Origin of the sequence: Halosimplex salinum, from assembly GCF_003730195.1 — an archaeon.
Lineage (GTDB): Archaea > Halobacteriota > Halobacteria > Halobacteriales > Haloarculaceae > Halosimplex > Halosimplex salinum.
In genome coordinates, this window is the sequence record NZ_QWGG01000001.1 from 648,286 (window position 1) to 674,416 (window position 26,131).

Here is a 26,131-nt window from a genome sequence, read left to right on the forward strand (position 1 = left end):
GCACTCGGGTTCCGCTATCATCGAAATAAAGAGCGTCGACGGGTAACGGAGGGACAGTGAACGCCAACGACAGGGCTATCACCGCGCTGGTGATGCTCGCCCACGGCGCGGTCCACACGTACGAGATGGCGGTGCCGCTGTTCGTCGTCGTCTGGCTGACGGAGTTCGAGGTCATCTCGCTCGGCGTCGCCAGTTTCGACGTGACGACGGCGACCGTCGGCGTTATCGTCACGCTCGGCTACGGCCTGTTCGGCGTCGGCGCGCTCCCGGGCGGGATCCTCGTCGACCGGATCGGCTCCCGGCGGCTCATCAGCGCCTGTCTGTTCGGTATGGGGCTCTCCTACGTCCTGCTCGGTCTCGCTCCGAACATGGTCGTCGTCGCCGCCGCGCTCGTCCTCTGGGGGCTGGCGGCCAGCGTCTACCACCCGGCGGGGCTCTCGCTCATCAGCAAGGGCGTCGAGGAGCGCGGGACCGGCCTCGCCTACCACGGCATCGCCGGCAACCTCGGTATCGGACTCGGGCCGCTCGCCGCCGCGGTCATGCTCCTGTTCGTCGAGTGGCGGACCGTCGCGCTCGTCCTCGGCGCGCCCGCCGTGCTGGCGGCCGTCTACGCCGCCCGCGCGAACTTCGACGAGACGGCGGCCGTCGACGCGGAGGCCGCCGCCACGGACGGCGGGTCGGCGGGAGACGGGCCCGAAACCGACGACTCCAAGGCCGGGAGCGGCGTCGACGACCTCGGCGAGTTCCTCGCGGAGTCCCGGCGGCTGTTCGCCGGCGCGTTCGTCCTCGTGTTCGTCGTCGTGATGTGCTCCGGGCTCTACTACCGCGGCGTCCTCACCTTCCTCCCGGAACTCCTGCGCGAGCTACCGGGCTTCGAACCCATCCCCGTGGAGACGCTCCTCCCCGAGTCGCTCCGCTCGGCGCTGGGCGTCGAGTCGGGGACCGGCCAGACGCTCAACCCGCAGGACTACTTCTACTCGGGACTGCTCCTGGTCGGCGTCGTCGGGCAGTACGTCGGCGGCAAGCTCACCGACCGCATCCCGGTCGAGTACGGCATCGCCGGCTCGTTCGGCGTGCTCGCGGTCCTCGCCGTCCTGTTCGTCCCGGTCTCGAACATGGGAATCGGACCGCTGATGGCGCTCGGGGCGCTGCTCGGCGGCTTCCTGTTCGTCGTCCAGCCGATGTACCAGGCGACCGTCGCGGAGTACTCGCCCTCGGGCACTCGCGGCCTCTCCTACGGGTTCACGTATCTCGGGGTGTTCGGCGTCGGCGCGCTCGGCGGCACTATCGCCGGCGGCATCCTCTCTTTCGCCGACGCGACCGCGCTGTTCCTCGTCCTCGCCGCGATCGCCGCGGTCGGGTCCCTGATCGGCGTCGTGCTGGCCCGTCGGACCGTGGCGTGAGACGCCGCGACACCGCGACTCCACCCCGTTTGCGCGGCTCTGGCGTAGCATAGCGCCGACATCCGGCAGACCGACGCGGCGTCAGTCGACGCCGTTCTCCAGATTGTCCAGAAGTTTGCCGACGAACAGCCCCATCCGAGGGGACAGGTCGCCGTTCTCGGGCGTCTCGGTCGGGTGGGCGGCCATCGTCTCGACGAAGCGCTCGCCGAAGGTCATCGTGTGCATCATGTCCACGACGTCGACGGTGAGCCCCGCGTCGCTGGTGTCCATCTCGGGGTGACGGTCCGTCTCGGCGGCGGAGTAGGTGATCGTCCACGAGGGGCCGCCGACGGCGTCGAGCACCGTCTCCAGCGACCCGATCTCCAGCGGGCCGTCCGGCGCGCCGACGTACACCGTCCCCTCCTCGACGGTCGTCTCGTAGCGCGTCACAGTCCCATCCACTCCATCGGTCGCGACCACTCTACTCCACGTTCGTGGTCCGCAGTTAAATCGCTTGACCTTACGCACGGCCGCACCGACGCGGCCGCTCGCGGGGATCCGTTCGGCGGCGGTGCCGCGTCTGACGGAGGTCTGACGGGGGCTTATGGCTCCGCCGCGGCTGTCGATCGGTAATGGCAGAGACAGAGTCGATCACCGTCGCGGACGTGAGCGACGGACCCTGTGGGTCGGGCGAGCCGGGTCGGCCGGTCGACCTGCCCGTCGTCGAGTTGCTGACCGGCCGGGGATTCGTCACCGGGAAGTCCGGCTCCGGCAAGTCCAACACCGCGAGCGTCGTCGTCGAGAAGCTGCTCGACAACGGCTTCGGCATGCTCATCGTCGACATCGACGGCGAGTACTACGGGCTCAAGGAGGAGTACGAGATCCTCCACGCCGGCGCCGACGACGAGTGCGACATCCAGGTCACCGTCGAACACGCCGAGAAGATCGCCACTCTCGCCCTCGAACAGAACGTCCCCATCATCCTCGACGTCTCCTCGTTCCTCGACGAGGACGAGGCCGCGGAGCTCCTGACCGAGGTGTCCAAGCGGCTGTTCGCCAAGGCCAAGAAGCTCAAACAGCCGTTCCTCATGCTCGTCGAGGAGTGCCACGAGTGGATCCCCCAGAAGGGGAGCGTCGGCGAGTGCGGCAAGATGCTCATCAAGATCAGCAAGCGCGGCCGGAAACACGGCCTGGGCATCGTCGGCATCAGTCAGCGCCCCGCCGACGTGAAGAAGGACTTCATCACCCAGTGCGACTGGCTCGTCTGGCACCGGCTCACCTGGAACAACGACACGAAAGTCGTGAGCCGCGTGCTGGACCGCGAGTACGCCGAGGCCGTCGAGGATCTCGACGACGGCGAGGCGTTCATGATGAACGACTGGGCCGAGGAGATACAGCGGGTCCAGTTCCGCCGCAAGCAGACGTTCGACGCCGGCGCGACCCCCGGCCTCGACGACTTCGAGCGCCCCGACCTGAAGTCCGTCAGCGACGACCTGGTCTCCGAACTCGCCGAGATCAGCGAGGAAAAAGAGCAGACCGAGGACCGCATCTCGGAACTGCGCGACCAGTTAGACGAGAAGAACTCGCGGATCGCGGAGCTCGAAGCCGAACTGCAGGACGCTCGCGACATGCAGCGGATGGCCGACCAGTTCACGCAGGCGCTCGTCGACCACGTCAAGGGCGCGAACCCGGGCCGTACCGAACAGGAGCGCATGCGCGACCGGCGTCAGGCCGCGACGGGCGACCAGGCCTCGTTCGACGACGCCGAGACGTGGAGCGACTCCGGCCCTCGACCCGGCGACGAACCGCCGCTCCCGGACGAGACGGCCCGGGAGGACGACGGCTACGAGGAGACCGCGATGACCTGGGCCGGCGACGCCCCGGCGGCGAACGCGAGCAATGCGAACGGTGCGAGCGCGAACGGCGCGAATACGAACGGAGACGCCGCGACCGCCGACGCCGGCGGGATGTTCGACATGGCCGGCGCGTTCGGCGACGACGGCGGCGCGGCCGACGCCGGGACGGCGGACGGCGGCGCGGCGACCGACGGTGGGCTGGTGAGTAACGGGGAGTCCGAACTGTCGGACCGAGCGAGCGCACACCCCGATTCGACCGTCCCGTCGACGGTGACGCGCGGCTTCGACGGCGTCGAGGAGAACCCGCTGGGCGACCGGGCGGCCGACGCGTTCGCCTCGGGCACGTCGACAGCCGTCGACGACGAGGCCGTCGCCGACGCGGCGGCGTTCGCTCGCGAACTGGCGGACGACCTCGCCGACATGGAAGCCGAGACCCGTCAGATGCTCCGCTACTACCGCGACCACGGCCCGGGAACGCCCATGGACGCGCTGTTCGCCGCGGGCGGCTCCGAGGACCGCACCGAGGCGTACGCCCGGAACCGACGCCTGCGCGTCCACGGCCTCGTCGAACACGTCGGCCGCGGCCGCTACGACTATCGCGTCCCCGAACTGCTCGAAGAACGGACAGAGGGCGAGACGGTCGACCCGTTCGTCCAGCAGGTCGAGAGCCCGCTTGACGAACCCGTCGGGGACGCGAGCGACGCCGGCAGCGCGGACTGACGGCGCCTCTCTCCGTGACCGCCGACGTGGTGGCGAAGCGCTTATTTTGCGACTCTGTGACACGAGAGTCATGACAGCAGACGGGAGCGCTGACGGCGACGGAACGGTGGGTGACGGCGGTCGGGAGCGGCGTTCGCGGACGCTCGCAGGGTCGATCGGCCGGCGTCGATTTCTCGGATTGAGCGGAGCGGTGGCCGGACTCTCGGTGAGCGGCTGTTCGGGGCTGTTCGGGTCGGAGTCGGCGACCGACCCGGGACCGTCCGACGGGTCGTCACCGACGCCGGAGTCGACCATCGGTGACCTCGACGCCGGTGGGACGCCCGCCGAGACGGCGAGTGCGGACGCCGAGCGGATCGAGTCGGTGCTGGATGACCTCTCGCTGGCCGAGAAGATCGGCCAGACGACACAGCTCGAACCGAAGGAGCGCGGACAGGTGTACGATATCGACAGAGCGCGTGACGAGGTCGACTCGTTCGGCGTCGGGTCGATCCTCTTCGGCGGGGCGAACGCCCCCGGGGCGACCGCCGAGGAGGCCGCGGAGTTCTTCGACGAGATGCAGTCGGCGGCGATGGACTCGGTCGGCGTCCCCTTGTTGATCGGCCTCGACGCCGTCCACGGCAACGCGACGGTGGCGGAGGCGGCGGTGTTCCCACACCAGATCGGGGTCGGGGCCACGTGGAACACGGGGCTCGCGCGCTCGCTGGCGGCGACGACGGGTCGGTCGCTGTCCGCGGTCGGCGTCAACTGGACGTTCTCGCCGGTCGCCGACGTGGCCTTCGACCCGCGGTGGGGCCGCTACTACGAGTCGTTCAGCGAGGACCCCCTCGTGACGGGCGCGTTCACCGCCGCGATGGTCCGCGGGTACGAGCGGGTCGACGACGGCGACAAACGCGTCGCCGCGTCGGTCAAACACTTCGCCGGCTACTCGCTGCCCGAGACGGGGAACGACCGCGAACCCGCAGACGTGTCGCGGCGGACGCTCGAAGACACCGTCCTCCCGCCGTATCGTGCGGGCGTCGACGCCGGCGCCGAGACGGTGATGGCCAACAGCGGGTCGGTCAACGGCGTCCCCGCCCACGCCTCGGAGTGGCTCCAGACGACCGTGTTGCGCGAGCGCTGGGGGTTCGACGGCCTCGTCGTCTCCGACTGGACCGACCTCCACAACCTGGTGACCGCGCACGGCTACGCGTCGGACTTCCCCGAGGCCGTCGCGATGGCCGTGAACGCGGGCGTCGACATGTACATGGCGCCCCATCCCCGGCAGATCCGGCCGTACCAGTCGGCCCTCCGGGAGCACGTCGAGAGCGGCCGCGTGTCGGAGTCGCGGCTCGACGACGCGGTCCGCCGGATCCTCCGCGTCAAGGACCGACTGGGCCTGTTCGACGACCCGACGGTCCCCGTGGAGCGCCATACGGAGGCGGCGACGGAGCGCGACCGGACGCTCGCCCGTCGCGCGGCCGCCGAATCGCTGACCCTGCTGTCGAACGAGGGCGGGACGCTCCCGTTCGGGGACGACGTGGACTCGGTACTGGTCGCGGGGCCGACGGCCGACTCGGCGCGTCGACAGCTCGGCGGGTGGACGACCGGCTGGCAGGGCGTCGAACAGCCCGAGGCCGCCCCGGAGACCGTCACGGTCGCCCAGGGCGTCGACGCTGCCGCGCCCACGGGCGTGGACGTGACCGTCGTCGAGACCGGCGCGCAGACCCTCTCGAACCGTGACGAGGTCGAGCACGCGGCCGCCGAGGCCGACGTGACCATCGCGGCCATCGGCGAGGAACCCTACGCCGAAGGCGAGGGAGACGTCGACGACCTGTCGCTTCCGCCGGGTCAGCGCGAACTCGTGTCCGCGCTCGGCGACGCCGACGCTCCATCCGTGGGGGTGATCGTCGCCGGCCGCTCGCGTGGGTCCCCGGACCTGTTCGACGACCTCGACGCTGCGCTGATGGCGTACTATCCGGGGAGCGAGGGCGGCCGTGCGGTCGGCGACGCTCTGTTCGGCGCCAAACCGCCTGCGGGCCGGTTGCCGTTCACGTGGCCCCGCGACGTCGGCCAGATCCCGGACGTGATCACTCACCGGACGCCGCCCCACGACGGCGGCGCGGTCGGGGACGGTGTCGGGGCAGGCGGTGGTGACGGATCGGCACCGCAGTTCCCGTTCGGCCACGGCGGGAGCTACGTCCCGACCTCGCACGACGGGATGACGCTCTCCGCGTCGACGGTCGAGAGCGCCGCGGCGACCGACGGCGTGACCGCGACGGTCGAGATCACCAACGAGGGCGACCGGGCCACCGACGAGGTGGTCGTCGTCCTCGCCGACTACGACCACGAGGCCGACGGGTCGGACAGTCCGGCGATCCCGCCCGCACGGCAGGTCGTCGGGTTCGAGCGCGTCGGCGTCGACGCGGGAGAAACGACGACGGCGGCGGTCCCGCTCTCGCTCGATGCGCTCGCGGTGACGAGCGGTGGGATGACCGGGTCCGGCGAACGGGTCGTCCCCGCGGGGTCGTACGAACTCGCGTCGGCGGAGGCGACGGCGACGCTCAGGATCCGCGATTCGACGTCGCTCGACAGGTGATCTGACGGAATCGGCTGTGACCGACCGCTCGCCTCGACCACAAAATTCATCACGGATTGACAACTCGATTCGATGTGATATCCTTCTCCCGGCGGCAGATACTCGGGGCAGGTACTGCCCTTCTCACCGGAGTGAGCGGTTGTACGGGCGCGGACGGGGACAGGGGGACAGACACGGCCACTGCCACGGAGCGCTCCTACGAGCGGAGCGTCTCGGACCCGGCCGCCCGGACCGTCAGGAACGTCGACGGAGCACCGGCGGTCCGCTCGTCGGCCCGCTCGACAGACGAAGTGATGCTTGGGACCCCGGCGAGGCCGGCAGACGAGCGCTGGACCGTCTCGAACTCGGACGAGCGAGACGCGCTGGAGTTCTCCGGGGCGACGAGCGGTGCGGACGCGGCACGAACGTTCGCGGCCGAGACCGACCTCTCGGAAGCGACGCTCCTGATCCACCAGTACTACGTGAAAACGTGCGAGACGCGCCGACTGGACCGCCTCGAATGGGGAGCGGCCGAACAGGGGCCGGAGGGGGCGGTCGCGATCGAACTGGCGTACGAACGCACGGAACTGGACGGAGACTGCGAGGGCGATGGCCTCGGACCGATAGAGGCGACGCTGTTCCGGATCCCGGACGAGGTGGGGCTGGTCACGCGGTTCGGGTACACGGCCTGACCGGCTACCCTGTAGACAGCGACGCCGCTCAGATCTCCGGGAGCCGAAGCCCGGCGACGACCATCGCGAGCGCGCCGACGGCCAGCAGGGCGAGGCCGGGGACGAACGACCCCGTCAGGTCCCGGAGACCGCCGACGAGGAACGGGCCGAAGAAGCCGCCGAGTTCGCCGACCGCGAACACGAGGCTCACCGCCGTCGCCGTCAGCGCCGGGCCGATCTCCTCGATCTCGGTCGGGATAGCGCGGACCAGCGGGGAGACACCGCCGACGCCGCTCCCGACGACGAGCGCCGCGGCGGCCGCGGTGACTGCGCTCCCGACGAACACGAGCGCCACGACGCCGACGACCGCGGCCAGTCCGCAGACGACGACCGCTTCGCGTCGGCGATTGAGCCGATCGGACGCCGGCGGGACGACGATAGTCCCGACGGCCTGCCCGACGACGAACAGCGTCGCGACCGTGGCGGCGGCCTCGGGCGAGACACCGCGCGACCCGGCGAGCGTCGGGAGCCACCCCTGCAGGCTATGACCGAGCAGGAGATAGACGGTCCCTATCACGACAAGGAGTCGCATCACGCGGTGGGAGAACACGTTCGCCACGTCGGCCCGGAGCGAGGCCACCGAGAAGCCGCTCTCTTCGTCGCCGCCGTAGGGCGTCCCGTGGCGGCGGGCGTGCCAGACGGCGACCGGGACCCACACGAGGAGGAAGGCGAGCGCAGCGCCACCGAGCGCGCGGAACGTCGGCCGCCAGCCGCCGAGCGCGGGGCCGAGGATCGCCCGACCGACGCTGTAGGCGGCGGCTGTCCCGGCGTAGGAGCCGAGGATGTACACCGTCGACATCGTCCCCAGGAGGCGCGAGGGGAAGATGCTCGCGACGAGTTTCGGCAGGCCGAACGTGATCCCCGTCGCGCCCACGGCGAACAGCACCGTCGTCGCGAGCATCCCGGCGAAGCCGACTGTCGCCGACCGGAGCAGCTGGGCGACGCCGAAGATCAGGACCGCGAGCGCGATCCCCCGACGAGCGCCGATTCGGTCGAGCGCGAGCCCAGAGAGCAGGGAGATCGGGACGTACGTGAGCGGCACCGCGCCGACGAGCGCGCCGGACTGGGTGTCCGAGAGACCGAGACCGTCGGCGATCGGTTCGAGGAAGGCCGCGAGCACGAACCAGTTCGCCATCAGGAGGAGGTAGCCGACCGCTCCGAGGACGACGAGCAGGTAGGAACTCCGCGGGACGGCGTCGGCGGCGTCCGCGGCGGGGACGTCGGCGCCGTCCGGGTCGCCGGCGGGAATGTCGGCGCCGTCCGGGTCGCCGCCGGCCGCGTCCTCGTCGCTGGACGGCCCGTCGGCGTCGTCGTCCACCATGCATCGGTGTTGCGACCGACGCCCCTATAGCCGATCGGTCGGCGCCCGCTGCTGGTCACGGACGCTCGCGGGCGGTCACGGACGCCGGCGGTCGGTCACTCGCTTTTCAGGAACCGCGCGGTCCCGTCCTGCCCGACGGTGATGCGGTAGCCCTCGTAGCTGAAGGTGATCTCCATCCGCGCGTCGGGGCTCGGTGGAGTCGAGAAGAGATTGTCGAGGACGTGGTCCACGCAGTCGTACATGTTGCCGACCTCGGTGACGTCTTTGCCGTCCATCTCGGCGACGGCGACCGCGACCTGCGCGGCCGGTTCATCGGCGTCGGTGTCGAGATCTCTGCGCACGACGTCGGTCTCACGTTCGTCGTCCATCGCTCGGTGGTTCGGCCCCGATAGATTTAGTGATTCACCCTTACGTAACAAACAGGTACGTAGCTTGCACCGAACCGCCGGCGCGGTCTTATTCGGCTCCGGGCCCAACTGGAGGGTATGAGCGTCATCGGAGAGTTCACCGTGCCGGCAGCGTCGTTCGTGCTCGCGGACGCGCTCGCCTCCCACCCGGAGATGCGACTGGAGGCGGACCGACACGCGACCCACAGTCCGAGGGAGGTCCTTCCCTTTCTCTGGGCGACGGGCGGCGACTTCGAGGCGTTCCGGGACGAACTCGACGCGTCGCCGTCGATCGAGTCCGTCTCGGTCGCCGAGCGGACGGAGGACGCGGTGCTGTATCGGATCACCTGGGCGAAGCCGTTCCGCGAGCTGATCCACGACATGGTCGACCACCACGCCGCGATCGTCGAAGCCGCCGCGAGCGGCACGCAGTGGACGCTCCGGTTGCGCTTCGCCGACGAGGAGATGGTGTCGTCGTTCCGGGAGCACTTCGACGAGACCGGCCGGCACTTCGAGGTGCGGTCGCTGTGGCACTCCACGGGACCGCGCCAGCGGGAGTTCGACCTCACCGAAGACCAGTACGAGGCGCTCGCGACCGCCGCCCGTGCGGGCTACTTCGACGTCCCGCGGAAGGTGTCCGCCGCGGACCTCGGTGACCGACTCGGGATATCCGGGAACGCCGCCTCACAGCGGATTCGACGCGGCTCCGGCGCGCTCGTCCGAAACGCGCTGCTGATCGACGAGGGCGTCGACTGCAGTTAAACGGCGTTACGACCGAAGGCCGTAGCTGATTCGTGTGCGGCGACTCCCTTCGAGTACCATGACAGCAGAGTCCCATCCCCTTCGTGCTGCAGACGCGTTCGACGCCGACGCGACCCGCGTCTTCCGCGCCCTCTCGGACGCCGACAGGCGATTCCTGGTCGCCGTCCTCGCCGAGCGCTCCGGTGAGACGGCGCTCGAGGAACTCGCGACCGAACTCGCGGCGTGGAGAGGTGACGGCGACGACGGTACGTCGGTCGAAACCACACACGCGACGCTGTATCACACTCACGTGCCGAAACTCGCGGACGCCGGAGTTCTGGATCACGACCGCGAGCGCGGCGTGGTGAGGCTGGCGGCCGACGCCGACGCGGTCCGCGAGTGGCTCACCCTCCCGGATCTCGAGGGGTGATCAGGAGAGCGGTGCGACGAGGTCCTCGAGGGCGGCCTTCGGGTCGTCGGCCTTGGCGACGCCGCTCGCGAGGAGCACGCCCGACGCGCCCAGTTCCCGAGCGGCCGCGAGGTCCTCGCCGGTCGAGATACCGGCGCCGCAGTAGACGTCGACGGACTCGTCGACCGCCGCGGCGGCCTCGACCGCGTCCGTGACGATGTCGGGGTCGGCCTTGCTGACCGGCGTCCCGGTGCCGATGAGCTCCGGCGGTTCGACCGCGACGGCGTCCGGGCCGAGCGCGGCCGCGGCACCGACCTGTTCGGGGTTGTTCGCACAGACTACCGTGTCGAGGTCCGTGCGGTCGGCGGCGTCGAGGCTCGCGTCGATGTCGGCGAGCTTGCGCCGCGCCTCCGAGTGGTTGATCATTGTGCCGACCGCGCCGGCGTCGGCGACGGCTTCGGCGAGGGTACTCCCGGTGTGGCTGCCGTGCTCGACGGGGCTGACGTGCTGTGCCCACGTCTCGACGCCGGTGTCTGCGACGGCCCCGAGGTGGGCGGCCTGCGGTGCGACGGCGACGCGGACGCCGCTGTCTTCGCTCACTTCGTGTGCCGCCTCGGCGATCTCGACGGGGTCACACGGGTAGGCTTTCAGATTGACCAGGACGAACATACCCGTGTGGGGGACCCCGACGACAAAATAGGTTGTGAGTCAGGAGACGCGGACACGACCCTCCGGCGGTCGGTGACGACAGGTGTTGCCGCGGCGATCGCTCGGCGCGAGATGGGTGAGAGTTAAGGCGGATTACTCGCAACGTACTCCCGTTGTGACAGAGGGGACCGGCGAACGGGGAACGGTGTTGGTCGTCGAAGACGAGGACCACCTCGCCGAGTTGTACACGGAGTATCTCGCCGACGAGTACGACGTTCGGACCGCCTACGGCGGCGTCGAGGCCATGGAGATGCTCGCATCGGACCTCGACGTCGTCCTCCTCGACCGTCGGATGCCGATCGTCTCCGGCAACGAAGTCCTCGCCGAGATCGAGGAGCGCGGGTTGCAGTGCCGGGTGGCCATGGTGACGGCCGTCGACCCCGACTTCGACATCATCGACATGGGCTGTGACGACTACGTCGTCAAACCGGTCACGCGCGACCGCCTGACGGACGTCGTCGAGCGGCTGATGAAGCTCTCGGAGTACAACGACCGGATGCGCGATCTCACCTCGAAGAAGCTCAAGCGCAACGTCCTGCAGGTGGAGAAGACGGAGTCAGAACTCGACGAGAGCGACACGTTCCAGCGCCTCCAGACGGAGATCGCCGAGATGGAGGAGACCATCCAGGGCATCGCCGACGACCTCGGCACCGACTACGTCGCGAAAGAACAGTAACCGCCGCGCGTCTCGACCCGTCTTCTCAGGAGTCTTTCCGCTCGACGACGTCACCGAGCGTGTACTCGCCCGTCGAGGATCCACCGGACCACTCCGACTCGTCGGCGGTCCCACCCGCCGAGAGGTCGACGTCGAGCGCGCTCTCGATCTTCGTCTGGACGTCGTCGGCCGGGAGCGTGTCGCCGCGTTCGATCTTTCGGATGAGGCTCGCCTTCTCGTTGAGTTTGCGCGCGAGGTCCTCCTGGCTCAGGCCCGCGTCCTCGCGGGCCGAGCGGACGATCTCGTCGTAGTCCTGTGCGAGTTCGTCCATCTCGTCGAACATGTCCTGGCGACGCTGCGAGGAGCCACCCGAGCTCGAGGACGACGACGTCGACGACCCGCTCGACGAACTCGACGAGGACGACGACGTGGAGTACTTCGTCGACGCGCCGGAGGAGGTCTGCTGTTTCACCTCGGTCCCGAAGTCCGTACACTCGTCGCAGACGTCGAGTTCCGCCCCCTCGACCTTGACGCGGTTGGGGGAACTCGTCTCGCTCCCGCACATCTCACACTGAACCATAGTCCATCCTTACCGGCGACTGTTGATAAAGTATACGCCAGCGACGGCGTGGTTGGTCCGGCCCGCTCCGCGGACCGCGGCGCAGCCGACCGGGGGGACTCGCCCCATCCCCTTTTTGCCGCGCTCGTCCGTACCGGTGGTATGGAGACGAGACCACTCGGCGACACCGGACAGGAGAGCACGGTACTCACCTTCGGCGCCATCGCGCTGGACTTCCTTGACCAGGACGAGGCGGACGAACTGACCGAGGAAGTGCTCGACCGCGGGGTGAACCACGTCGACGTGGCCCCCCAGTACGGCACCGCGGAGGTGAAACTCGCGCCGACGCTCGAAGACCGCCGCGAGGAGGTGTTCCTCGGCTGCAAGACGCTCGAACGCGGCTACGAGGCTGCCTGGGAGAAACTGGAGGAGTCCCTCGACCGCCTCGGCACCGACCACATCGACCTCTACCAGTTCCACGCCGTCACGGAGCACGAGGAGGTCGACCGGATCACCGCCGACGACGGCGCGCTGCGGGCCTATCGGGAGGCTCAGGAGGAGGGACTGATCGACCACATCGGCCTCACGAGCCACGGTCGGCCAGACGTGATCCGCAACGCCGTCGAGCGCATCCCGGACCTGGAGACGGCGATGTTCCCGGTCAACGCGACGGTCGCCGCGAAGGACGACGCGGACCACGACTTCCTGAACCTGGCGCGCCAGCTCTCCGAGCAGGGACTGGGCGTGATCGCCATCAAGACGTTCGCGAAACGGCCCTGGCCCGACTCGATGCCGGAGGACGAGCGCCCCTACGAGACGTGGTACGAACCGTACGACGACCCCGACGAACTCGCGCGGTGTCTCCGATACACCCTCTCGCAGGACGTGACCACGCTGACGAACGCGGGCGATCCACGTTTAGTCGACCCGATCCTCGACGCGGCAGAGTCGTTCGAACCGATGAGCGCCGACGAGCGGGCGGCGATGGTCGACGAGCGCCGCTCCGAGGAGTCGCCGGTCCCGACCGACCTCTCCTGACGGCTGGTTGTCCACTTCTGGACAGACACGGACTGGAACGGGCGATATTGTCCGATTCCGTGCGGGACGGATCGCGGGGGTTTTTATTCGCGACCTATATTCCCTGGTTATGGACCGACGACGTTTCGTCAAGGCAGTGGGTGCCGGGGTGGCCGGCCTCGCCGCGGGGTGTAGCGCGGAACCGACCGAGGACGGGTCGACCGAGACGACCGACGACGCGACCGACAGTCCGACCCAGAGCGGGACGGCCGAGGGCACGGTCACCGGCACGATGTCTGGACAGACGCCGGTGCTCCGGGTCGGGACCTACTCGTCGTACGTCGACGCGCCGAGTACCAGCCCGGGGCCGTGGCTCAAAGAGCAGTTCGAGGCCGAGTACGACGCCGAACTGCAGTGGTTCGCGCCGGAGGGCAACATGGACTACTTCCTCCAGCGCCGCCAGCAGAACGTCACCATCGACACGGACCTGTTCCTCGGGCTGACGCCGGAGAACCTCGTCAAGGCCGACCGCGAGACCGGCGAGGGCGACTCCCTGTTCACCAGCGTCGACACGGGCGACCTCTCGAACGAGAGCCACGTCGTCGACGACTACCGCTTCGACCCGCAGGACCGCGCCATCCCCGTCGGCGCCTCCTACATCAGCCTCGTCTACAACCAGAACCTCCTCGACGAGCGAGGCATCGGCGGGCCCGAGACCTTCGACGACCTGACGAGCGAGCCCTACGAGGACGGCCTGCTCGTCCCCAACCCCCAGAACAGCGAGACCGGGCTCGAGTTCCTGTTCTGGACCGTCGACCAGTTCGGCGAGGACGGCTACCTCGACTACTGGAGCGACCTGATGGACAACGGCACGCAGGTCCTGAAAGACTGGGGGACCGCCTACGACGCGTACTCGAACGGGGAGGCACCGATGGTCGTGTCCTTCTCGACCGACCAGGTGTACGCCGACCGCTACGACCAGGACATGGCCGAACACCAGATCGCCTTCCCGAACGGCCAGGGGTACGCCTATCTCGAAGGCGCCGCGCCCTTCACCGGCACCGACAAGCTCGACCTGGCGACGGAGTTCATCGACTTCGTCCTCCAGCCGGAGATGCAGGCCGAGATCGCCGAACGGAACGTCGGGCTGCCGTCGGTCGACAACGCGACGCTCCCCGACGACTACTACGACTTCGTCCACGAACCCGACGAGATCGTCAGCTTCGGGTACGACGAGCTGATGGGCAACGTCGAGCCGTGGCTGAACGACTGGTCCCAGCAGATCGCGAGCCAGTAGATGCGACTGGCGCGGGTCGCCGAACGGGTTGGTGCGCCCGCTCTGGGAGTGGTGACACTCGGACTCCTCGGCGTGATGTTCGTCTACCCGGTCGCGATCGTCCTCGTTGAGTCCGTGCAGGTCCCCGGCGGCTACTCGCTCGCGCCGATCACGGCCATCCTCACAGACGAGTTCTACTTCGGCGTGTTCGCGCAGGCGCTCTCGGACCCGGCGGTGCTCGTCCGCTCGTTCCCGGACTACCGTCTCGGCCTGTTCGGATTCACCGTCTACCAGGCGATTCTGTCGACTATCGCGGCCGTCCTGCTGGGACTCCCCGGGGCGTACGTGCTCGCTCGCTTCGAGTTCCCCGGGCGCCGAACGGTCCGGTCGCTCACGGCGCTCCCGTTCGTGATGCCGTCGATCATGGTCGCCATCGGGTTCGTCGCGACGTTCGGACGCAACGGCGTGTTGAACACGGTCCTGCGGTCGCTCGGACTCCCGACGGTCGAGCTCCTGTTCACGCTGAAGATCATCGTCCTCGCTCACGCGTTCTACGACGCGCCGCTGATCGCCCGGATCACGGCCGCGGCGTGGGAGGGCGTCGACGCCGAGATGACCGAGACAGCCCGCTCGCTCGGTGCGTCGCCGCTCCGAGCGTTCCGTGACGTCATCGTCCCGCAACTGCTCCCCGCCGTACTGACGGGCGCGCTCCTCACGTTCATCTTCTCGTTCATGTCGTTCGCCATCGTCCTCGCTCTCGGGGGGCTCAGCCTCGCGACCGTCGAGGTGTGGGTGTACGACAGGGTCAACCAGCTGGACTACCAGACCGCGACCGCGCTGGCGGTGCTGGAGATGCTGTTCTCGCTGGCGCTCACGTACGCCTACCTGCGCTACGAGGCCAGACAGCGCGCCACGAGCGCCGCTCGCCCGGCCGAGCGCGTCGATCTCTTCGGGGCCGTCTCGAAGCGTCGGCTGTTCGCGTGGGGGTACGCCGTCGTCGCTCTCGTCGTCTTCGTCGGCCCGATGGCGAGCATGGTCCTCGCGAGCGTCACGGGTTCGGAGGGACTCACGCTCCGGAACTACCAGTTCCTCCTCGACCGGCAGGCCGACGCGTACGACTTCCAGGTCAAACCGCTGACCGCCGTCGTCAACTCCCTCCTGTTCGGCGGCGGGACGCTCCTGCTGGCGGTGCCGATGGGCGTGTTCCTCGCCGTCGTCAGCACCCGGAACTTCCGCGGTCGGAAGCTGATCGACACGCTCGCGATGGCCCCCTTCGCCGTGAGCGGGGTCGTCGTCGGCCTCGGCCTCCTCCGGGGGTTCGTCTTCGGCACCGAGGCCTTCGGCTACCGCTTCACCATCGCCGGACCGATCGCCATCGTCGCCGCCCACGCCGTCGGCGCCTACCCGTTCGTCACCCGGAACGTCGCGCCCGCGCTGGCCGGCATCGACGACTCCCTCGTCGAGTCCGCGCGCTCGCTCGGGGCATCCCGGGTTCGGGTGATGCTCGACGTCGAACTCCCGCTGGTCGTCCCGGCCATCCTCGCCGGGACGGCGTTCGCGTTCGCCATCAGCATCGGCGAGTTCGATTCGACGGTTATACTGGCCTCGGGCGGAACCAGCTACACCATGCCAGTGGCGATCGAGCGCTTCATCGGCCGGCGACTCGGCCCCGCGACCGCGATGGGCGTGGTCCTGCTCGTCGTGACCGGCGTGAGTTTCGTGATCATCGACCGCCTCGGCGAGGGGAGTGGTTTCGGTGGGTAGCCTCGAACTCGACGCCGTCCGCAAGGAGTTCGCCGACACCGTCGCGCTCGACGGCGTTTCCCTCGACATCGCCGAGGGCGAGTTCTTTACCCTCGTCGGCCCCTCGGGCTGTGGCAAGACGACCACGCTCCGTACCATCGCCGGCCTCGAGACGCCTACCAGTGGTAGCGTCCGCTTCGACGGCGTCGACGTTTCGGGCGTCCCCACGGAGGAGCGAGACGTGGGCATCGTCTTCCAGAACTACGCCCTGTTTCCCCACATGAGCGTCCGCGAGAACGTCGCCTACGGGCTGAACTTCGTCGAGCCCCCGGACGGCAAATCGACCGACGAGCGCGTCACCGAACTGCTCGACCTCGTCGACCTCTCCGGGATGGGCGACCGCGAACCCGACCAGCTCTCGGGCGGCCAGCAGCAGCGCGTCGCGCTCGCCAGAGCGTTGGCACCGGCTCCCGACGTCCTCCTGCTCGACGAGCCGATGTCTGCGCTCGACGCCCGCCTGCGGGAGACGCTCCGCCGGCAGGTCAAGCGCATCCAGGCCGAACTCGACGTGACGACCGTCTACGTCACCCACGACCAGGAGGAGGCGCTCGCCATCTCCGACCGCCTCGCCGTGATGCACGACGGGCGCGTCGAACAGGTCGGGACGCCCCGCGAGGTGTACGAGCGCCCCGCCACGGAGTTCGTCGCCGCCTTCGTCGGCGAGAACAACCTCTTTCGCGGCGAGGCCGTCGGCACCCGCGACGACGGGACGACGACCGTCGCCGTCGACGGGACGGAGTTCCGGGTAGCTGACGGCGACCTCGCGGCCGGCGACCTCACATTCTGCGTCAGGCCGGAGGACCTGACCGTCGACGCCGACACCAACCGCTTCGAGGTGACCGTCGACACCGTGGAGTTCCTCGGCGAGACGACCCGCTACTACGTCGACTGGGGCGAGAAGAGTATCGTCTTCCGCACGCCGGACCCCCACGACGCCGAGCGCCTGACGCTCGGATTCGACCCGGGTGACGCGCGGGTGCTGTGACTCGCTCCCTCGTGATATATCGGGAGTCTTAACAGCTGTATCGCCGTGACAAGAGACATGATAACCCTCGCGTCGGACTTCCCGACTCCCTACCCCGCGGCGATGCGGGGCGTGATCTGCTCGCGTAGCGACGCGCGCATCGAAGAGATCGCGCACGACTTCCCGCGCCAGGACGTGCGAGCGACGGCGTTCTGGCTCAGAGAGGTGCTGCCGTACTTTCCGCCCGCCACGCACTGCGTCGTCGTCGACCCCGGCGTCGGGACCGACCGAGCGGCCGTCGTCGTCGAGGCCGGCGACCACCACGTCGTCGCGCCGGACAACGGCGTCGCGATCCCGGTCGCTCGCGAACTCGCCGGCGACGACTTCGCGGTCTGGGAGATCGAGTACGAGGACGACGAGACGGCGAGCAACACCTTCCACGGGCGGGACGTGTTCGCTCCCGGCGCGGCCGACGTCCACGACGCGGGCGGACCCGAAGCAGTCGACCGCTGCGTCCCGACCGACGACTGGGTCGACCTGACCTTCCCCGAACCTGAAGTCCTCGCCTCGGCGGCCCGCGGCGAGGTGCTCGTCGTCGACGGGTTCGGGAACGTCGTCACCAACGTCCCCGGCGAGACGGTCGCCGACCGCGACACCGTCCGCGTCGGCGGCGAATCGGTCCCCGTTCGAGACGCGTACGCCGCTCTGGACCCGGAAGACCGACTCGTCACCGTGGGGAGCCACGGCAACGTCGAGTTCGCCGTCAACCAGGGCCGCGGCGACGAGGCGTTCGGCCTCGCGGTCGGCGACGACGTGCTGCTGGAGTGGTAACTCCTCAGTCGACGAACCCCCGGAGATTCGTTAGGTTCTCGGGACCGAGGCCGGCGACCGAGAGCAGTTCGTCGTCGCTCGCCGCGCGAACGTCTCGCTCGGTGACGTAGCCCGCGGTCCGCAACTTCCCGGCAGTCGTCGGGCCGATGCCCGCGACTTCCTCGAAGGGGACCTCCGTCTCGTCGGTGCTATCGTCTGAGTCGTCTCCGTCGACCTCTGCCTCTTCTCCCCCCTCGCTCGCGAGGAGGTCGAGCGCCTCCCGGAGCGCGTCGGCCTTGTGTTTCGCCTTGCGACCCTCCTCGCGCTCGTAGGTCGAGAGGTGTTCGCGGAGGCGGTCGTACTGTCCGGCGTCGCTCGGCATCTCGGCGCCCGGACGCGGTCGATAGCGGGTGCCGAGTTCCGCGTCGAAGGTGTCTCGGCGGACGAGCGTCGTGTTCCCGGACTCGTCGCGGAGGAGCGCGACGCTGTCGTCGGTGTAGATCACCTGCCGCAACTCGGCGGTGCGCTGGTCCTCGACGACGAGTCCGATCTGTGTGTCGATCCTGCTGGTTCTCGACGGATCGTAGTTTGCGTCTGACATCGTGATTTCGGACGTGCCTGGTTGTTTCGCGGCGGCACGAACCGTGTCGATACCCACGTTCTCCGGCGATTTGGGGCTGTCGCTTCGGCGGATATCTATGAAATATTTGGGGTGCGGTGGCGCGCGCTGTCGCGAGTCTCGTCTCGCGCCAGCACCGTGCGAGGGATGAGTAACGCAGGAGCGAAGCGACGAGTAACGCAATCGGATGGGGAGGTGTGTGGCCGTCTGCAGTGCCGTGTGGTGCGGTCTGCTGGGTTGTCCTGGCGGACTGAAAGGGCGAGGCGCGCTCGCGTTTATTTCAGTCGCCTGAGCGGCCCCTATCCGCGCGAGTGTGGTGCTGTGCGGTTGTCCGAGCGCGGATAGGCCGCTCAGCGACCGCGAGTGCGAGGTGCGAGCGAAGCGAGCACCTCGACATGCGAACGGCGAACGGAGTGAGCCGTGAGCGAGCGGGTCGAGGGCTTTCAGCGGCTGCTGTCGAGTACGGGTGAGATGACTGCTAGCGAGCGGGTCGAGGGCTTTCATCGCTCGCCGTCGTTCGCTCCAACCGACGCTCCTCGACTCCAAACCCCTCAAAGCGCCTTCATCGCGTAGTAAAAGCGCTGGAGCGCGGTGAAGTGGCCGACGACGGCGAAGAAGACCAGCAGCCACCCGACCACAGTAAGCCCCGAGAACGACCCCGTGACGAACGCGGCGACGGTACCCACGAGAACGACCAGCGCGAGGCGGTCGGCGCGGCCGACGAGGCCGCCGTAGACGCGGTCGAGGCCGACGGCCTGGGCCTGCGTGCCGAGGTAGGAGGTCATCAGGACGCCGGTCACGGCGGCCAGACCGAGGGCGTAGGCCTCCAGCCCGGCGGCGAGGCCGGCGATGACGACGATGTCGGCGTAGCGGTCGAGGACGTGGTCGAGCAGGTCGCCGGCGGCGCTGCCGGTGCCGGTCTCGCGGGCGAGCTCGCCGTCGACGAGGTCGAGCCAGCCGTTGAGCGCGACGGCGACGGCGCCCCCGAGATACAGGAGCGGGTCGCGGCGCGGGGCGACCACGAACGCGGCGGCGCCGACGACGGCGAGCGCGAACGCGATGACGCTCACGCCGTTGGGCGTCAGCCCGACACGTTTGGCGAGGGAAACCGACGGCCTGACGGCGCCCTTGACCGCGGGGCGGAACCTGTCCAGGGTCATCCTGTGGACGTACTCATAGATAGTCCATGAACGAAACTGTACCGGCCTGTGGCTCGCGCTCCCCGGCGACGACCGCCTCGATAGCGGCCGCCGTCTCCGAGGGGTCCAGATCCGTCGCGTCGACCTCGTAGACGTTCTCCTCGCCGTGCTCTCGGACGGCTTCCGAGAGGATCAGGTCGAGCGCCTCCGACTCGGCGTTCTCCGCGGCCTTCTCCTCGGGTTCGCCCCGCTCGGTGAGTCGGCGCGTCAGCTCCTCGGGGTGACAGCGGAAGACGACCACGCGGTCGGCGTCGAAGCGGTGAGCGAGGTGGGACTCGAAGAGCACGTCGTCGCGCTCGTCCGCGCGGTCGTCGAGGTACTCGGCGACGGCGTCCAGGTCGGCGACGGCGGAGTCGCGGTCGTCGTCGTGCTCGACGATCAGGTCCTCCTCGTGGATGGCGTCGTTGAGGTGGATCACGTCGAACTCGTCGAGCGCGTCGCTCTCGGATTCTAGCCGCTCGACGGCGGTCGACTTGCCCGTTCCGGGGGTGCCGGTCACGGCGACGCGCATCAGGCCGAAACCTCCGCGAGCACTTCGTTGAGCGTCTCGACGGCGCGCCGGGTCTGCGGCTTCGTCCCGCAGGAGATGCGGATGCACTCCGGGAGGCCGAAACTGGAGCAGTCGCGGACGATGACGCCCTGTCGCTGGGCGGCGTCGGCGACGGCGCTCGCGTCGCCCACCTCGACGAGGACGAAGTTGCCGCCGCTCTCCCACGTCTTCGCGTCGAGGGTTTCGTGCATGTACTCGCGGGCCCACTTCGCCGTCTCGACGGTCTGCTCGACGTGGTCGTCGTCGTCGAGCGCGGCGAGTCCGGCCCGGCAGGTGAGTTCGGTGACGCCGAAGGGCGTGTTGACGCTGGCGTAGGCGTCGGCCCACTCCGTGGGCGTGACGGCGTAGCCGAGGCGCATCCCCGCGAGACCGTAGGCTTTCGAGAACGTCCGGACGACGGCCACGTCGTCGCGCTCCGCGACGAGGTCGACCGCCGACGGCGAGTCCGTGAAGTGGATGTACGCCTCGTCGTAGACGACGAGCGTCTGTTCGTCCGTCTCCTCGGCGACGGTGCGAACGTCTTCGAGCGACATCTCGGATCCGGTCGGGTTGTGCGGGCTGGTGACGTAGACGATGCGGTGGCCGTCGTAGGCCGAGAGCACCGTCTCGGGCGTCTGTGCGAAGTTCTCGCTCTTCTCCATCCGGTACTCGTCGACCTCGCCGTGGTGGTAGCGGGCCGACATCGGGTAGTAGGCGAAGCCGGGTTTCGGGACGAGGACGCGCTGGCCGGGGTCGATGAACGCGCGAGCGAGGTAGTCGAGCGCGGTGTCGCCGCTCGGCGTCAGCCAGATCTGCTCGTCGTCGACCCCGTGGCGGTCGGCGATCTTGGCCGTGAGGTCGGTGTGCGAGGTCTTCGGGTAGCTGTAGACGCGGTCGGCGTGGTCTCGAACGGCGTCGACGGCCTTCGGGCTGGCGCCGAAGGGGTTCTCGTTCGAGGAGAGTTTGACGAGGTCGTCGGGGTCGAGTCCCCGGTCGCGAGCGACCTCCTCTATCCCTCTCCCGGCGCGGTAGACGGTGTGGTCGGAGAGGTCCCGTGGTTCCATACCAAGGGGAAACGCGCGGCGGGTCTTAAGGGTGCTCACACGGCGTGAGGCCGTGACAGGGACGGCGCACTCGCGGCCGTCCACGACCGCTCGCGACCGCCGCTCCGGCGGGAAGTGGGTAGCTTGAAGGGAGTCGCGTCCTCCCGGTCGGACATGTCTGCGCTGGATACGGCGATGTACACGCTCCACCTGGTGTTCGGCGGGGTGTGGGCCGGTAGCGTCGTCTTCGTCACGCTCGGCGTCCTCCCGACCGCCCGGGACGGCACCGCCAACGCCGAACCGCTACGGGCCGTGATCGAACGCCTGCGATGGGTCTCGCGGACGAGCGCGCTCGTCCTCTTCGCCTCTGGGGGACACATGGCCGGGCAGCTCTACACCGTCGAGTCGTTGACCGGGTCGCCCCGCGGCCACCTCGTCCTCAGTATGGTCGCGCTCTGGCTCGCGCTCGCGGCGCTCGTCGAGATCGGGTCGAGCAAGCTCGCCGGCGGCTTCGACCAGATGAAGGTCCGCCAGCCCGCCCGGGACGCCCGGCCGTTCTTCCTCGCCGGCTCCGTCGTCGCCGCCCTGCTACTCGTCGTCGGTGGACTGCTCGCCTCGGGATTCAGCTAAACCGGCGCGTTCCGCCGCCCAGAATCAGAGGTCCGAATCGACGTGGTCGGCTGCTTTGAGCGCCAGCGCCGCGATCGTGAGCGTCGGGTTCATCGCCCCGCTCGTCACGAACACGCTGGAGGACGCCACCGAGAGGTTCGCCACGTCGTGGGTCCGCAGGCGGGAGTTCACGACGCTCGACTCGGGGTCGGTCCCCATCCGCGTCGTCCCCATGTGGTGTGCGGCCGGTCCCGTGTTCTCCGGGCCGACCGTCCACTCCACGTCGGCCCCTAACTCCTCCAGTACCCGAGTCTGGATCTCGTTGGCTCTGGAGAGCGTCCGTCGGGTCCGGTCGTCGAGCGACCACTGCACGTCCGGGACGGGGTTGCCGTGGTCGTCGGTCGTCGACGGGTCGAGTGCGATCCGGTTGGCCGCGCGCGGAATCTGGCCGACGAGCCCGCCCATCGCGACGTGCGTCCCGTAGCTCTCGCGGAGCGTGTCGAGCAGGTCGTCGCCCCACTCGTCGGAGCCGAGCGCCTGCTCGACCGGCGAGGGGCCCGCGTAGTTCAGGAACTCCAGTTTGATCGGGCCCACACCGTCGAAGTCGTTGTCGTAGTACTGGTGGGACTCGGTGGTGTTGAAGCCGACGTGGTTCTGGCGCGTCGGCTCGTCGAGCGTCCCGCCGACCCCGGCGAAGAGGTGTTCCATGAAGTACCGCCCGACGAGGCCGCTGGAGTTCGCGAGCCCGTCGGGGTGGGCGCCAGAGCGCGAGAGGAGCAACAGTCTCGGGATCTCGATGCCCCCTGCGGCGAGGACGAACTGTCGTGCGTCCTGCCGGTGTTCCGTCCCGTCCGGCGCGGCGTACACGGCCGCTGTCACGCGGTCACCCGGTCGGTCGGTTTCGAGGCGCTGGACGGGGACCCGGTCGAGCACGCGGGCACCGGCCGCCTCGGCGGCCTCCACAGTGTGATCGGCGCTGTACTTCGCGCCGGAGGGGCAGACCGGCTGGCAGGTGCCGTAGCCGAGGCACTCGCCGCGGCCGTCGTAGGGTTCGGAGTTGCGGGCGTTCGGCACCGAGTGAGTCGCGATCCCCAGTTCCTCGCAGGCCTCGTCGAACAGCGAGTCGCTGTAGGAGGGCGGGAAGGCCGGGAGCGGATGGGGCTCCTCCCGCGGCGGCGCGAACGGATTGTCCGACGCGCCGGCGACGCCGAGCGCCGACTCCGCCTCGGCGTAGTACGGCCGCAGGTCCTCGTAATCGATCGGCCAGTCGGCGCCGACGCCGTCGCGCGAGCGGCGCTCGAAGTCCGACTCGTGGAGGCGCATCACCATTCCCTGCCAGTGGAGCGTCGACCCGCCGACGCCCTTCACCCGCATCGCGTTCAGCGGGTAGAACAGGTCGCCGCTCGCGCTGAAGGCGTCGCGCTCGCCGCCCATCTCCCACACCGAGAGCGGGCCGTGAGCCGGTCGTATCGACCGCTCCATGCGCTCGCGACGCTCTGCCGGGTCGAATCGCGGCCCCGCTTCGAGGACGACCACGTCGTGACCGTGCTCGGCGAGTCGCGCGGCGACGAGCGCGCCCGCCGGTCCCGCTCCGACGACGCACACGTCGACTCGCTCGCTGGGCGTTCGGTCGACTGCGTCGTCGGTGTCGGTCGCGCTCACGGCCGTCGCCCCCGTTCGGGACGGCCGACCGTCCGGTACCCCTGTGTCGTCACACCCGGGATTAGGCAAACCTAAACTTAGGCGTTGTCATGCCGGCCGAGCCGTTACGGCGGAGAGCGGCGGTGCGGAGTACTTAATCGTCCGCGGCGACTACTTCGAGTGCGTGCCTTTAGTCCCCGCCCGAGCGTACCCGGATGGGAGCGATGACAGCGCGGAGAACCCGGGCACGCGACACACGAGTGGCGCCGTAAGCGCCCACGCAGTCCGGGACTCCTGACGGAGTCCCACCGCCGAGCGGTTCACGCCATCTCGGCATTCGGAGGCGCCTGACGGCGCCTCCCGCCTCAGCGGGCTTCGCCCGCTTCGGCAACCGGTGGCGCTAACGCGCCACCCGACTCGGCGGCTACCACCGCCTCGTCAAACGGGGACGCTGACGCGTCCCCCGCCTCTGCGGGCTTCGCCCGCTTCGGCAACCGGTGGCGCTAACGCGCCACCCGCCCGGCACGAGGGTTTCCCGGCTGACCCGGCACGCCGCCAGGGATGATGTCGGTCGTTAGTGTCCCGGGCGACATTCGACACCGAGTAGCTCCGCGACCGCCCTTCCGGTGCCGAGTAACACACCGTTAAGAGACCCACGTCCGAACCGCGTGCCAATGGCTATCGACCCGGAAACCGTCGCCGTCGCGGCTATCTCACTTCTCGGCGCTGTTGCGGCCGCCGTCGTCACGCTCCGTCACTACGATCCGCCGCCTCGAGAGGACGTTGACGCGGAACCGGACCCCTACTTCGAAGCGGTCGTGTTCTTCTTCCTCACCGCCGTGCTGTTCGCGGTCCTCGGGTTCGCCCTCTCGTTCGTCGTCGAGCAGGCCAGCCCGTACGGCCGGATCGCGACGCTGTTGCTCACGCCTATCGGGCTGTACTCGGCCTACGCGACGTACACCGGACGCATCGGGGACGACGAGGACAGCGCGGGGACGCTGATGGGGGTGGTCAGCGCCGTCGTCCTCGGCGTGTATCCGCTCGTCTTCGGTGTGCTCTCGTCGGTGTGAGCGCCCCGTCTCAGAGCAGCGCCAGCACCGCAGCCGTCGAGTTCTGCGGGTCCGGCAACTGGTCGCTGAACGCGACGACGACGTACAGCAGGGAGAACAGGGTCGCGTTGTAGATGCCGTGGATCAGCGCGGGAACGACGATGTTGTCGGTGAGTTCGTAGCTCGCGCCGAAGACGAGGGCGGGGCCGACGAGCACGCCGAGCGCGACGAGGTTGCCGGTCGCCGAGCCGCCGGTCAGCGCGAACCAGTGGAGGGCGGCGAAGACGGCGCTCGGGATGAGGACGCCGACTACCGGGCCGAACACTTCGCGAACGCGCCCCTGCACGACGCCGCGGAAGAGCAACTCCTCGCCGGGTCCGATGATCAGGATCGAGGCGGGGATGAGGATGAGGAGGACTTCGGGGTTCTCGAGACCGATCTCGGCGGCCTGGTTCGTCCCGGTGTCGACCTGCAGGAGTGTGACGAGGACCGAACCGGCGAAGGCGGCGCCGAGGGCGAGCACGTACCCGCCGACGACGATAGCCACCTGCCGCAGGGTCGGCACGTCGACGTCGATGTCGAACGGACCGGGAACGCCTTCGAATCCGAGGATCGACCGTATCTTCGGGCCGACGACCGGTCGCAATCGGAGATACGCGAGGGCGACGCCCATACAGCCCACGCCCTGGACGAACACGAGGCTGAGGACGATCTGGGCGGTCACCGGGAGGTCGATGCCCAGTCCGGCGACCAGCACGCCCAGCGTGACGCCCGTCAGGACGAACCCGAGGAGGAGACCACCGGCGCCGAGACCCACCGCGGAGACCAGCGCGACCGCCGTTCGAAGCGGCGACCGTTCTCTCGTTGACATAGGGGTGCGTTAGCCCGACGGGATGAAAAGCGGTTCCCTCGACCGCCGACCGGACCCGGTCCTCCGCCCGCCCCTCAGTACGGGAGCAGGTAGAGGACGACCGCGAGGAACGGGACCAGCGCCAGCAACATCGCGATAGTGTAGCCGAACATCTCCCGCGCCTTTATCTCGGTGATGGCGAGGAGCGGCAGGCGCTCGACGAACGAACCGCTCGTGGCAGGCGCGGACATACGCCGAAAATATTATTTCTTTGATAGTAAAAGTAACAGCGCTTTACGGACACGTACGCCCGTCCTACTCGCGCTCGGCGACTACTGTTAGGACGTTTAAGGGCTACCCAACAGCCCGGAAGCGTACACCCCACGTTCAGGGTAAGGTATATGTGAACGCTCCGCACACGTCGACGTACGATGGTAGAATGCGACCACTGCGGCGAAGACGTGTTCCACGTCTGGCGGCGACGAGAGCGAACCGAGACGATGACCCACCGGACGGTCAGCTGGGTCTGTGGGGATTGCCACCCGGACCTGCAGACCAGTGCTCGCACGGGGTCGACTGCGAAGCGAGCCGTCACCGACGGCGGACCGCGGCCGGAGTCGTAGCTCGGGCGGCTCTCGGGGTCGAGACCGGCCCCGCCGGCAGGTCCGTCCGGGGGAGGCCTCTTTCAGTGGTAGTAACT

At 69.0% G+C, this 26,131-nt stretch carries 27 protein-coding genes; 15 read left to right on the top strand and 12 right to left on the bottom strand.

Features of this window, described 5'->3' with window-relative positions; translation table 11 throughout:
• Positions 1 to 92 precede the first annotated feature (92 nt).
• Entirely contained in the window at positions 93 to 1,403 is a 1,311-nt protein-coding gene (locus tag D1409_RS03215) for an MFS transporter (protein ID WP_123534816.1), read from the top strand.
• 81 nt (positions 1,404 to 1,484) lie between these two features.
• On the opposite strand, the gene D1409_RS03220 is transcribed toward D1409_RS03215, so the two are convergent.
• Entirely contained in the window at positions 1,485 to 1,832 is a 348-nt protein-coding gene (locus tag D1409_RS03220) for a hypothetical protein (protein WP_123533960.1), read from the bottom strand.
• A 182-nt stretch (positions 1,833 to 2,014) separates the two neighbouring features.
• Here D1409_RS03220 and D1409_RS03225 point away from each other — a divergent pair, with 182 nt between their 5' ends.
• The 3 genes from D1409_RS03225 (at position 2,015) to D1409_RS03235 (ending at position 7,204) form a co-directional block, all read left to right on the top strand.
• Positions 2,015 to 3,958: a helicase HerA domain-containing protein gene (locus D1409_RS03225; RefSeq protein ID WP_123533962.1), complete on the top strand. Its 1,944-nt coding sequence runs from the start codon at positions 2,015 to 2,017 to the stop codon at positions 3,956 to 3,958.
• A gap of 70 nt (positions 3,959 to 4,028) precedes the next feature.
• On the top strand, positions 4,029 to 6,533 hold the full coding sequence (locus tag D1409_RS03230) for a beta-glucosidase (protein WP_123533964.1): 2,505 nt from the start codon (positions 4,029 to 4,031) through the stop codon (positions 6,531 to 6,533).
• A 74-nt stretch (positions 6,534 to 6,607) separates the two neighbouring features.
• A complete protein-coding gene (locus D1409_RS03235) occupies positions 6,608 to 7,204 on the top strand; it encodes a hypothetical protein (RefSeq protein ID WP_164471552.1) in 597 nt (198 codons plus the stop codon).
• Between the two features lie 28 nt (positions 7,205 to 7,232).
• Here the strand turns inward: D1409_RS03235 and D1409_RS03240 are convergent, their stop codons facing one another.
• Positions 7,233 to 8,564, bottom strand: a complete 1,332-nt coding sequence (locus D1409_RS03240) for an MFS transporter (protein ID WP_123533967.1) — start codon at positions 8,562 to 8,564, stop codon at positions 7,233 to 7,235.
• Positions 8,565 to 8,659: 95 nt separating this feature from the next.
• The gene (locus D1409_RS03245; protein WP_123533969.1) at positions 8,660 to 8,932 is read right to left on the bottom strand and encodes a HalOD1 output domain-containing protein; all 273 of its coding nucleotides are present in this window, start codon (positions 8,930 to 8,932) and stop codon (positions 8,660 to 8,662) included.
• Positions 8,933 to 9,049: 117 nt separating this feature from the next.
• Between D1409_RS03245 and D1409_RS03250 the strand changes: the two genes are divergently transcribed.
• Entirely contained in the window at positions 9,050 to 9,712 is a 663-nt protein-coding gene (locus D1409_RS03250) for a helix-turn-helix domain-containing protein (RefSeq protein ID WP_123533971.1), read from the top strand.
• 58 nt (positions 9,713 to 9,770) lie between these two features.
• The gene (locus D1409_RS03255) at positions 9,771 to 10,121 is read left to right on the top strand and encodes a DUF7344 domain-containing protein (RefSeq protein ID WP_123533973.1); all 351 of its coding nucleotides are present in this window, start codon (positions 9,771 to 9,773) and stop codon (positions 10,119 to 10,121) included.
• Here D1409_RS03255 and tpiA read toward each other — a convergent pair whose 3' ends face one another.
• Positions 10,122 to 10,769, bottom strand: coding sequence for a triose-phosphate isomerase (gene tpiA, locus D1409_RS03260; RefSeq protein WP_123533975.1), 648 nt, complete (start codon positions 10,767 to 10,769; stop codon positions 10,122 to 10,124).
• 154 nt (positions 10,770 to 10,923) lie between these two features.
• Between tpiA and D1409_RS03265 the strand changes: the two genes are divergently transcribed.
• Positions 10,924 to 11,484 carry a response regulator transcription factor gene (locus tag D1409_RS03265; protein WP_164471553.1) on the top strand — a complete coding sequence of 187 codons (561 nt, stop codon included), beginning with the start codon at positions 10,924 to 10,926 and terminating at the stop codon, positions 11,482 to 11,484.
• A gap of 25 nt (positions 11,485 to 11,509) precedes the next feature.
• Here the strand turns inward: D1409_RS03265 and D1409_RS03270 are convergent, their stop codons facing one another.
• Complete coding sequence (locus D1409_RS03270) at positions 11,510 to 12,043, bottom strand: multiprotein bridging factor aMBF1 (protein WP_123533978.1); 534 nt, start codon at positions 12,041 to 12,043, stop codon at positions 11,510 to 11,512.
• Between the two features lie 141 nt (positions 12,044 to 12,184).
• On the opposite strand from D1409_RS03270, the gene D1409_RS03275 reads away from it, so the two are divergent.
• From D1409_RS03275 to D1409_RS03295, 5 genes are all read left to right on the top strand, one after another.
• Positions 12,185 to 13,060: an aldo/keto reductase gene (locus D1409_RS03275; RefSeq protein ID WP_123533980.1), complete on the top strand. Its 876-nt coding sequence runs from the start codon at positions 12,185 to 12,187 to the stop codon at positions 13,058 to 13,060.
• A 109-nt stretch (positions 13,061 to 13,169) separates the two neighbouring features.
• A complete protein-coding gene (locus D1409_RS03280) occupies positions 13,170 to 14,336 on the top strand; it encodes a thiamine ABC transporter substrate-binding protein (RefSeq protein WP_123533982.1) in 1,167 nt (388 codons plus the stop codon).
• Positions 14,337 to 16,079 (top strand): ABC transporter permease, encoded by a 1,743-nt coding sequence (locus D1409_RS03285; protein ID WP_123533984.1) that lies wholly within the window; start codon positions 14,337 to 14,339, stop codon positions 16,077 to 16,079.
• On the top strand, positions 16,072 to 17,103 hold the full coding sequence (locus tag D1409_RS03290; protein ID WP_123533986.1) for an ABC transporter ATP-binding protein: 1,032 nt from the start codon (positions 16,072 to 16,074) through the stop codon (positions 17,101 to 17,103). Before D1409_RS03285 ends, D1409_RS03290 begins: the two co-directional genes overlap by 8 nt.
• A 57-nt stretch (positions 17,104 to 17,160) precedes the next feature.
• Complete coding sequence (locus tag D1409_RS03295; protein ID WP_123533988.1) at positions 17,161 to 17,913, top strand: SAM hydrolase/SAM-dependent halogenase family protein; 753 nt, start codon at positions 17,161 to 17,163, stop codon at positions 17,911 to 17,913.
• 4 nt (positions 17,914 to 17,917) lie between these two features.
• Here the strand turns inward: D1409_RS03295 and D1409_RS03300 are convergent, their stop codons facing one another.
• The 4 genes from D1409_RS03300 to hisC all read right to left on the bottom strand — a co-directional run bounded on the left by D1409_RS03300 (position 17,918) and on the right by hisC (position 21,303).
• The gene (locus D1409_RS03300; protein WP_206424959.1) at positions 17,918 to 18,493 is read right to left on the bottom strand and encodes a helix-hairpin-helix domain-containing protein; all 576 of its coding nucleotides are present in this window, start codon (positions 18,491 to 18,493) and stop codon (positions 17,918 to 17,920) included.
• 569 nt (positions 18,494 to 19,062) lie between these two features.
• Complete coding sequence (locus tag D1409_RS03305) at positions 19,063 to 19,671, bottom strand: CDP-alcohol phosphatidyltransferase family protein (RefSeq protein ID WP_123533990.1); 609 nt, start codon at positions 19,669 to 19,671, stop codon at positions 19,063 to 19,065.
• Between the two features lie 13 nt (positions 19,672 to 19,684).
• Positions 19,685 to 20,221: an adenylate kinase family protein gene (locus D1409_RS03310; protein WP_123533992.1), complete on the bottom strand. Its 537-nt coding sequence runs from the start codon at positions 20,219 to 20,221 to the stop codon at positions 19,685 to 19,687.
• The gene (gene hisC / locus D1409_RS03315) at positions 20,221 to 21,303 is read right to left on the bottom strand and encodes a histidinol-phosphate transaminase (protein WP_123533994.1); all 1,083 of its coding nucleotides are present in this window, start codon (positions 21,301 to 21,303) and stop codon (positions 20,221 to 20,223) included. Before hisC ends, D1409_RS03310 begins: the two co-directional genes overlap by 1 nt.
• 153 nt (positions 21,304 to 21,456) lie before the next feature.
• Here hisC and D1409_RS03320 point away from each other — a divergent pair, with 153 nt between their 5' ends.
• Positions 21,457 to 21,912 carry a transporter gene (locus tag D1409_RS03320; RefSeq protein WP_123533996.1) on the top strand — a complete coding sequence of 152 codons (456 nt, stop codon included), beginning with the start codon at positions 21,457 to 21,459 and terminating at the stop codon, positions 21,910 to 21,912.
• Between the two features lie 24 nt (positions 21,913 to 21,936).
• Here D1409_RS03320 and D1409_RS03325 read toward each other — a convergent pair whose 3' ends face one another.
• Positions 21,937 to 23,553, bottom strand: coding sequence for a GMC family oxidoreductase (locus D1409_RS03325; protein WP_123533998.1), 1,617 nt, complete (start codon positions 23,551 to 23,553; stop codon positions 21,937 to 21,939).
• A 653-nt stretch (positions 23,554 to 24,206) separates the two neighbouring features.
• Here D1409_RS03325 and D1409_RS03330 point away from each other — a divergent pair.
• Positions 24,207 to 24,602, top strand: a complete 396-nt coding sequence (locus D1409_RS03330; RefSeq protein WP_123534000.1) for a hypothetical protein — start codon at positions 24,207 to 24,209, stop codon at positions 24,600 to 24,602.
• A gap of 10 nt (positions 24,603 to 24,612) precedes the next feature.
• Here D1409_RS03330 and D1409_RS03335 read toward each other — a convergent pair whose 3' ends face one another.
• Together D1409_RS03335 and D1409_RS24290 are read right to left on the bottom strand one after the other, a co-directional pair.
• Positions 24,613 to 25,452, bottom strand: coding sequence for a CPBP family intramembrane glutamic endopeptidase (locus D1409_RS03335; protein ID WP_123534002.1), 840 nt, complete (start codon positions 25,450 to 25,452; stop codon positions 24,613 to 24,615).
• A 74-nt stretch (positions 25,453 to 25,526) separates the two neighbouring features.
• Entirely contained in the window at positions 25,527 to 25,682 is a 156-nt protein-coding gene (locus D1409_RS24290) for a TIGR00366 family protein (RefSeq protein WP_164471512.1), read from the bottom strand.
• Positions 25,683 to 25,862: 180 nt separating this feature from the next.
• Here D1409_RS24290 and D1409_RS24295 point away from each other — a divergent pair, with 180 nt between their 5' ends.
• Positions 25,863 to 26,054, top strand: coding sequence for a hypothetical protein (locus tag D1409_RS24295; RefSeq protein WP_164471554.1), 192 nt, complete (start codon positions 25,863 to 25,865; stop codon positions 26,052 to 26,054).
• Positions 26,055 to 26,131 lie beyond the last annotated feature (77 nt).

Coding starts and splice junctions, on each gene's coding strand:
- D1409_RS03215 (WP_123534816.1), top strand. CDS start 93: ATGCTCGCCCACGGCGCGGTCCACACGTACGAGATGGCGGTGCCGCTG.
- D1409_RS03225 (WP_123533962.1), top strand. CDS start 2,015: ATGGCAGAGACAGAGTCGATCACCGTCGCGGACGTGAGCGACGGACCC.
- D1409_RS03230 (WP_123533964.1), top strand. CDS start 4,029: ATGACAGCAGACGGGAGCGCTGACGGCGACGGAACGGTGGGTGACGGC.
- D1409_RS03240 (WP_123533967.1), bottom strand. CDS start 8,564: ATGGTGGACGACGACGCCGACGGGCCGTCCAGCGACGAGGACGCGGCC.
- D1409_RS03245 (WP_123533969.1), bottom strand. CDS start 8,932: ATGGACGACGAACGTGAGACCGACGTCGTGCGCAGAGATCTCGACACC.
- D1409_RS03250 (WP_123533971.1), top strand. CDS start 9,050: ATGAGCGTCATCGGAGAGTTCACCGTGCCGGCAGCGTCGTTCGTGCTC.
- D1409_RS03255 (WP_123533973.1), top strand. CDS start 9,771: ATGACAGCAGAGTCCCATCCCCTTCGTGCTGCAGACGCGTTCGACGCC.
- tpiA (WP_123533975.1), bottom strand. CDS start 10,769: ATGTTCGTCCTGGTCAATCTGAAAGCCTACCCGTGTGACCCCGTCGAG.
- D1409_RS03270 (WP_123533978.1), bottom strand. CDS start 12,043: ATGGTTCAGTGTGAGATGTGCGGGAGCGAGACGAGTTCCCCCAACCGC.
- D1409_RS03275 (WP_123533980.1), top strand. CDS start 12,185: ATGGAGACGAGACCACTCGGCGACACCGGACAGGAGAGCACGGTACTC.
- D1409_RS03280 (WP_123533982.1), top strand. CDS start 13,170: ATGGACCGACGACGTTTCGTCAAGGCAGTGGGTGCCGGGGTGGCCGGC.
- D1409_RS03285 (WP_123533984.1), top strand. CDS start 14,337: ATGCGACTGGCGCGGGTCGCCGAACGGGTTGGTGCGCCCGCTCTGGGA.
- D1409_RS03295 (WP_123533988.1), top strand. CDS start 17,161: ATGATAACCCTCGCGTCGGACTTCCCGACTCCCTACCCCGCGGCGATG.
- D1409_RS03300 (WP_206424959.1), bottom strand. CDS start 18,493: ATGTCAGACGCAAACTACGATCCGTCGAGAACCAGCAGGATCGACACA.
- D1409_RS03305 (WP_123533990.1), bottom strand. CDS start 19,671: ATGACCCTGGACAGGTTCCGCCCCGCGGTCAAGGGCGCCGTCAGGCCG.
- D1409_RS03310 (WP_123533992.1), bottom strand. CDS start 20,221: ATGCGCGTCGCCGTGACCGGCACCCCCGGAACGGGCAAGTCGACCGCC.
- hisC (WP_123533994.1), bottom strand. CDS start 21,303: ATGGAACCACGGGACCTCTCCGACCACACCGTCTACCGCGCCGGGAGA.
- D1409_RS03320 (WP_123533996.1), top strand. CDS start 21,457: ATGTCTGCGCTGGATACGGCGATGTACACGCTCCACCTGGTGTTCGGC.
- D1409_RS03330 (WP_123534000.1), top strand. CDS start 24,207: ATGGCTATCGACCCGGAAACCGTCGCCGTCGCGGCTATCTCACTTCTC.
- D1409_RS03335 (WP_123534002.1), bottom strand. CDS start 25,452: ATGTCAACGAGAGAACGGTCGCCGCTTCGAACGGCGGTCGCGCTGGTC.
- D1409_RS24290 (WP_164471512.1), bottom strand. CDS start 25,682: ATGTCCGCGCCTGCCACGAGCGGTTCGTTCGTCGAGCGCCTGCCGCTC.
- D1409_RS24295 (WP_164471554.1), top strand. CDS start 25,863: ATGGTAGAATGCGACCACTGCGGCGAAGACGTGTTCCACGTCTGGCGG.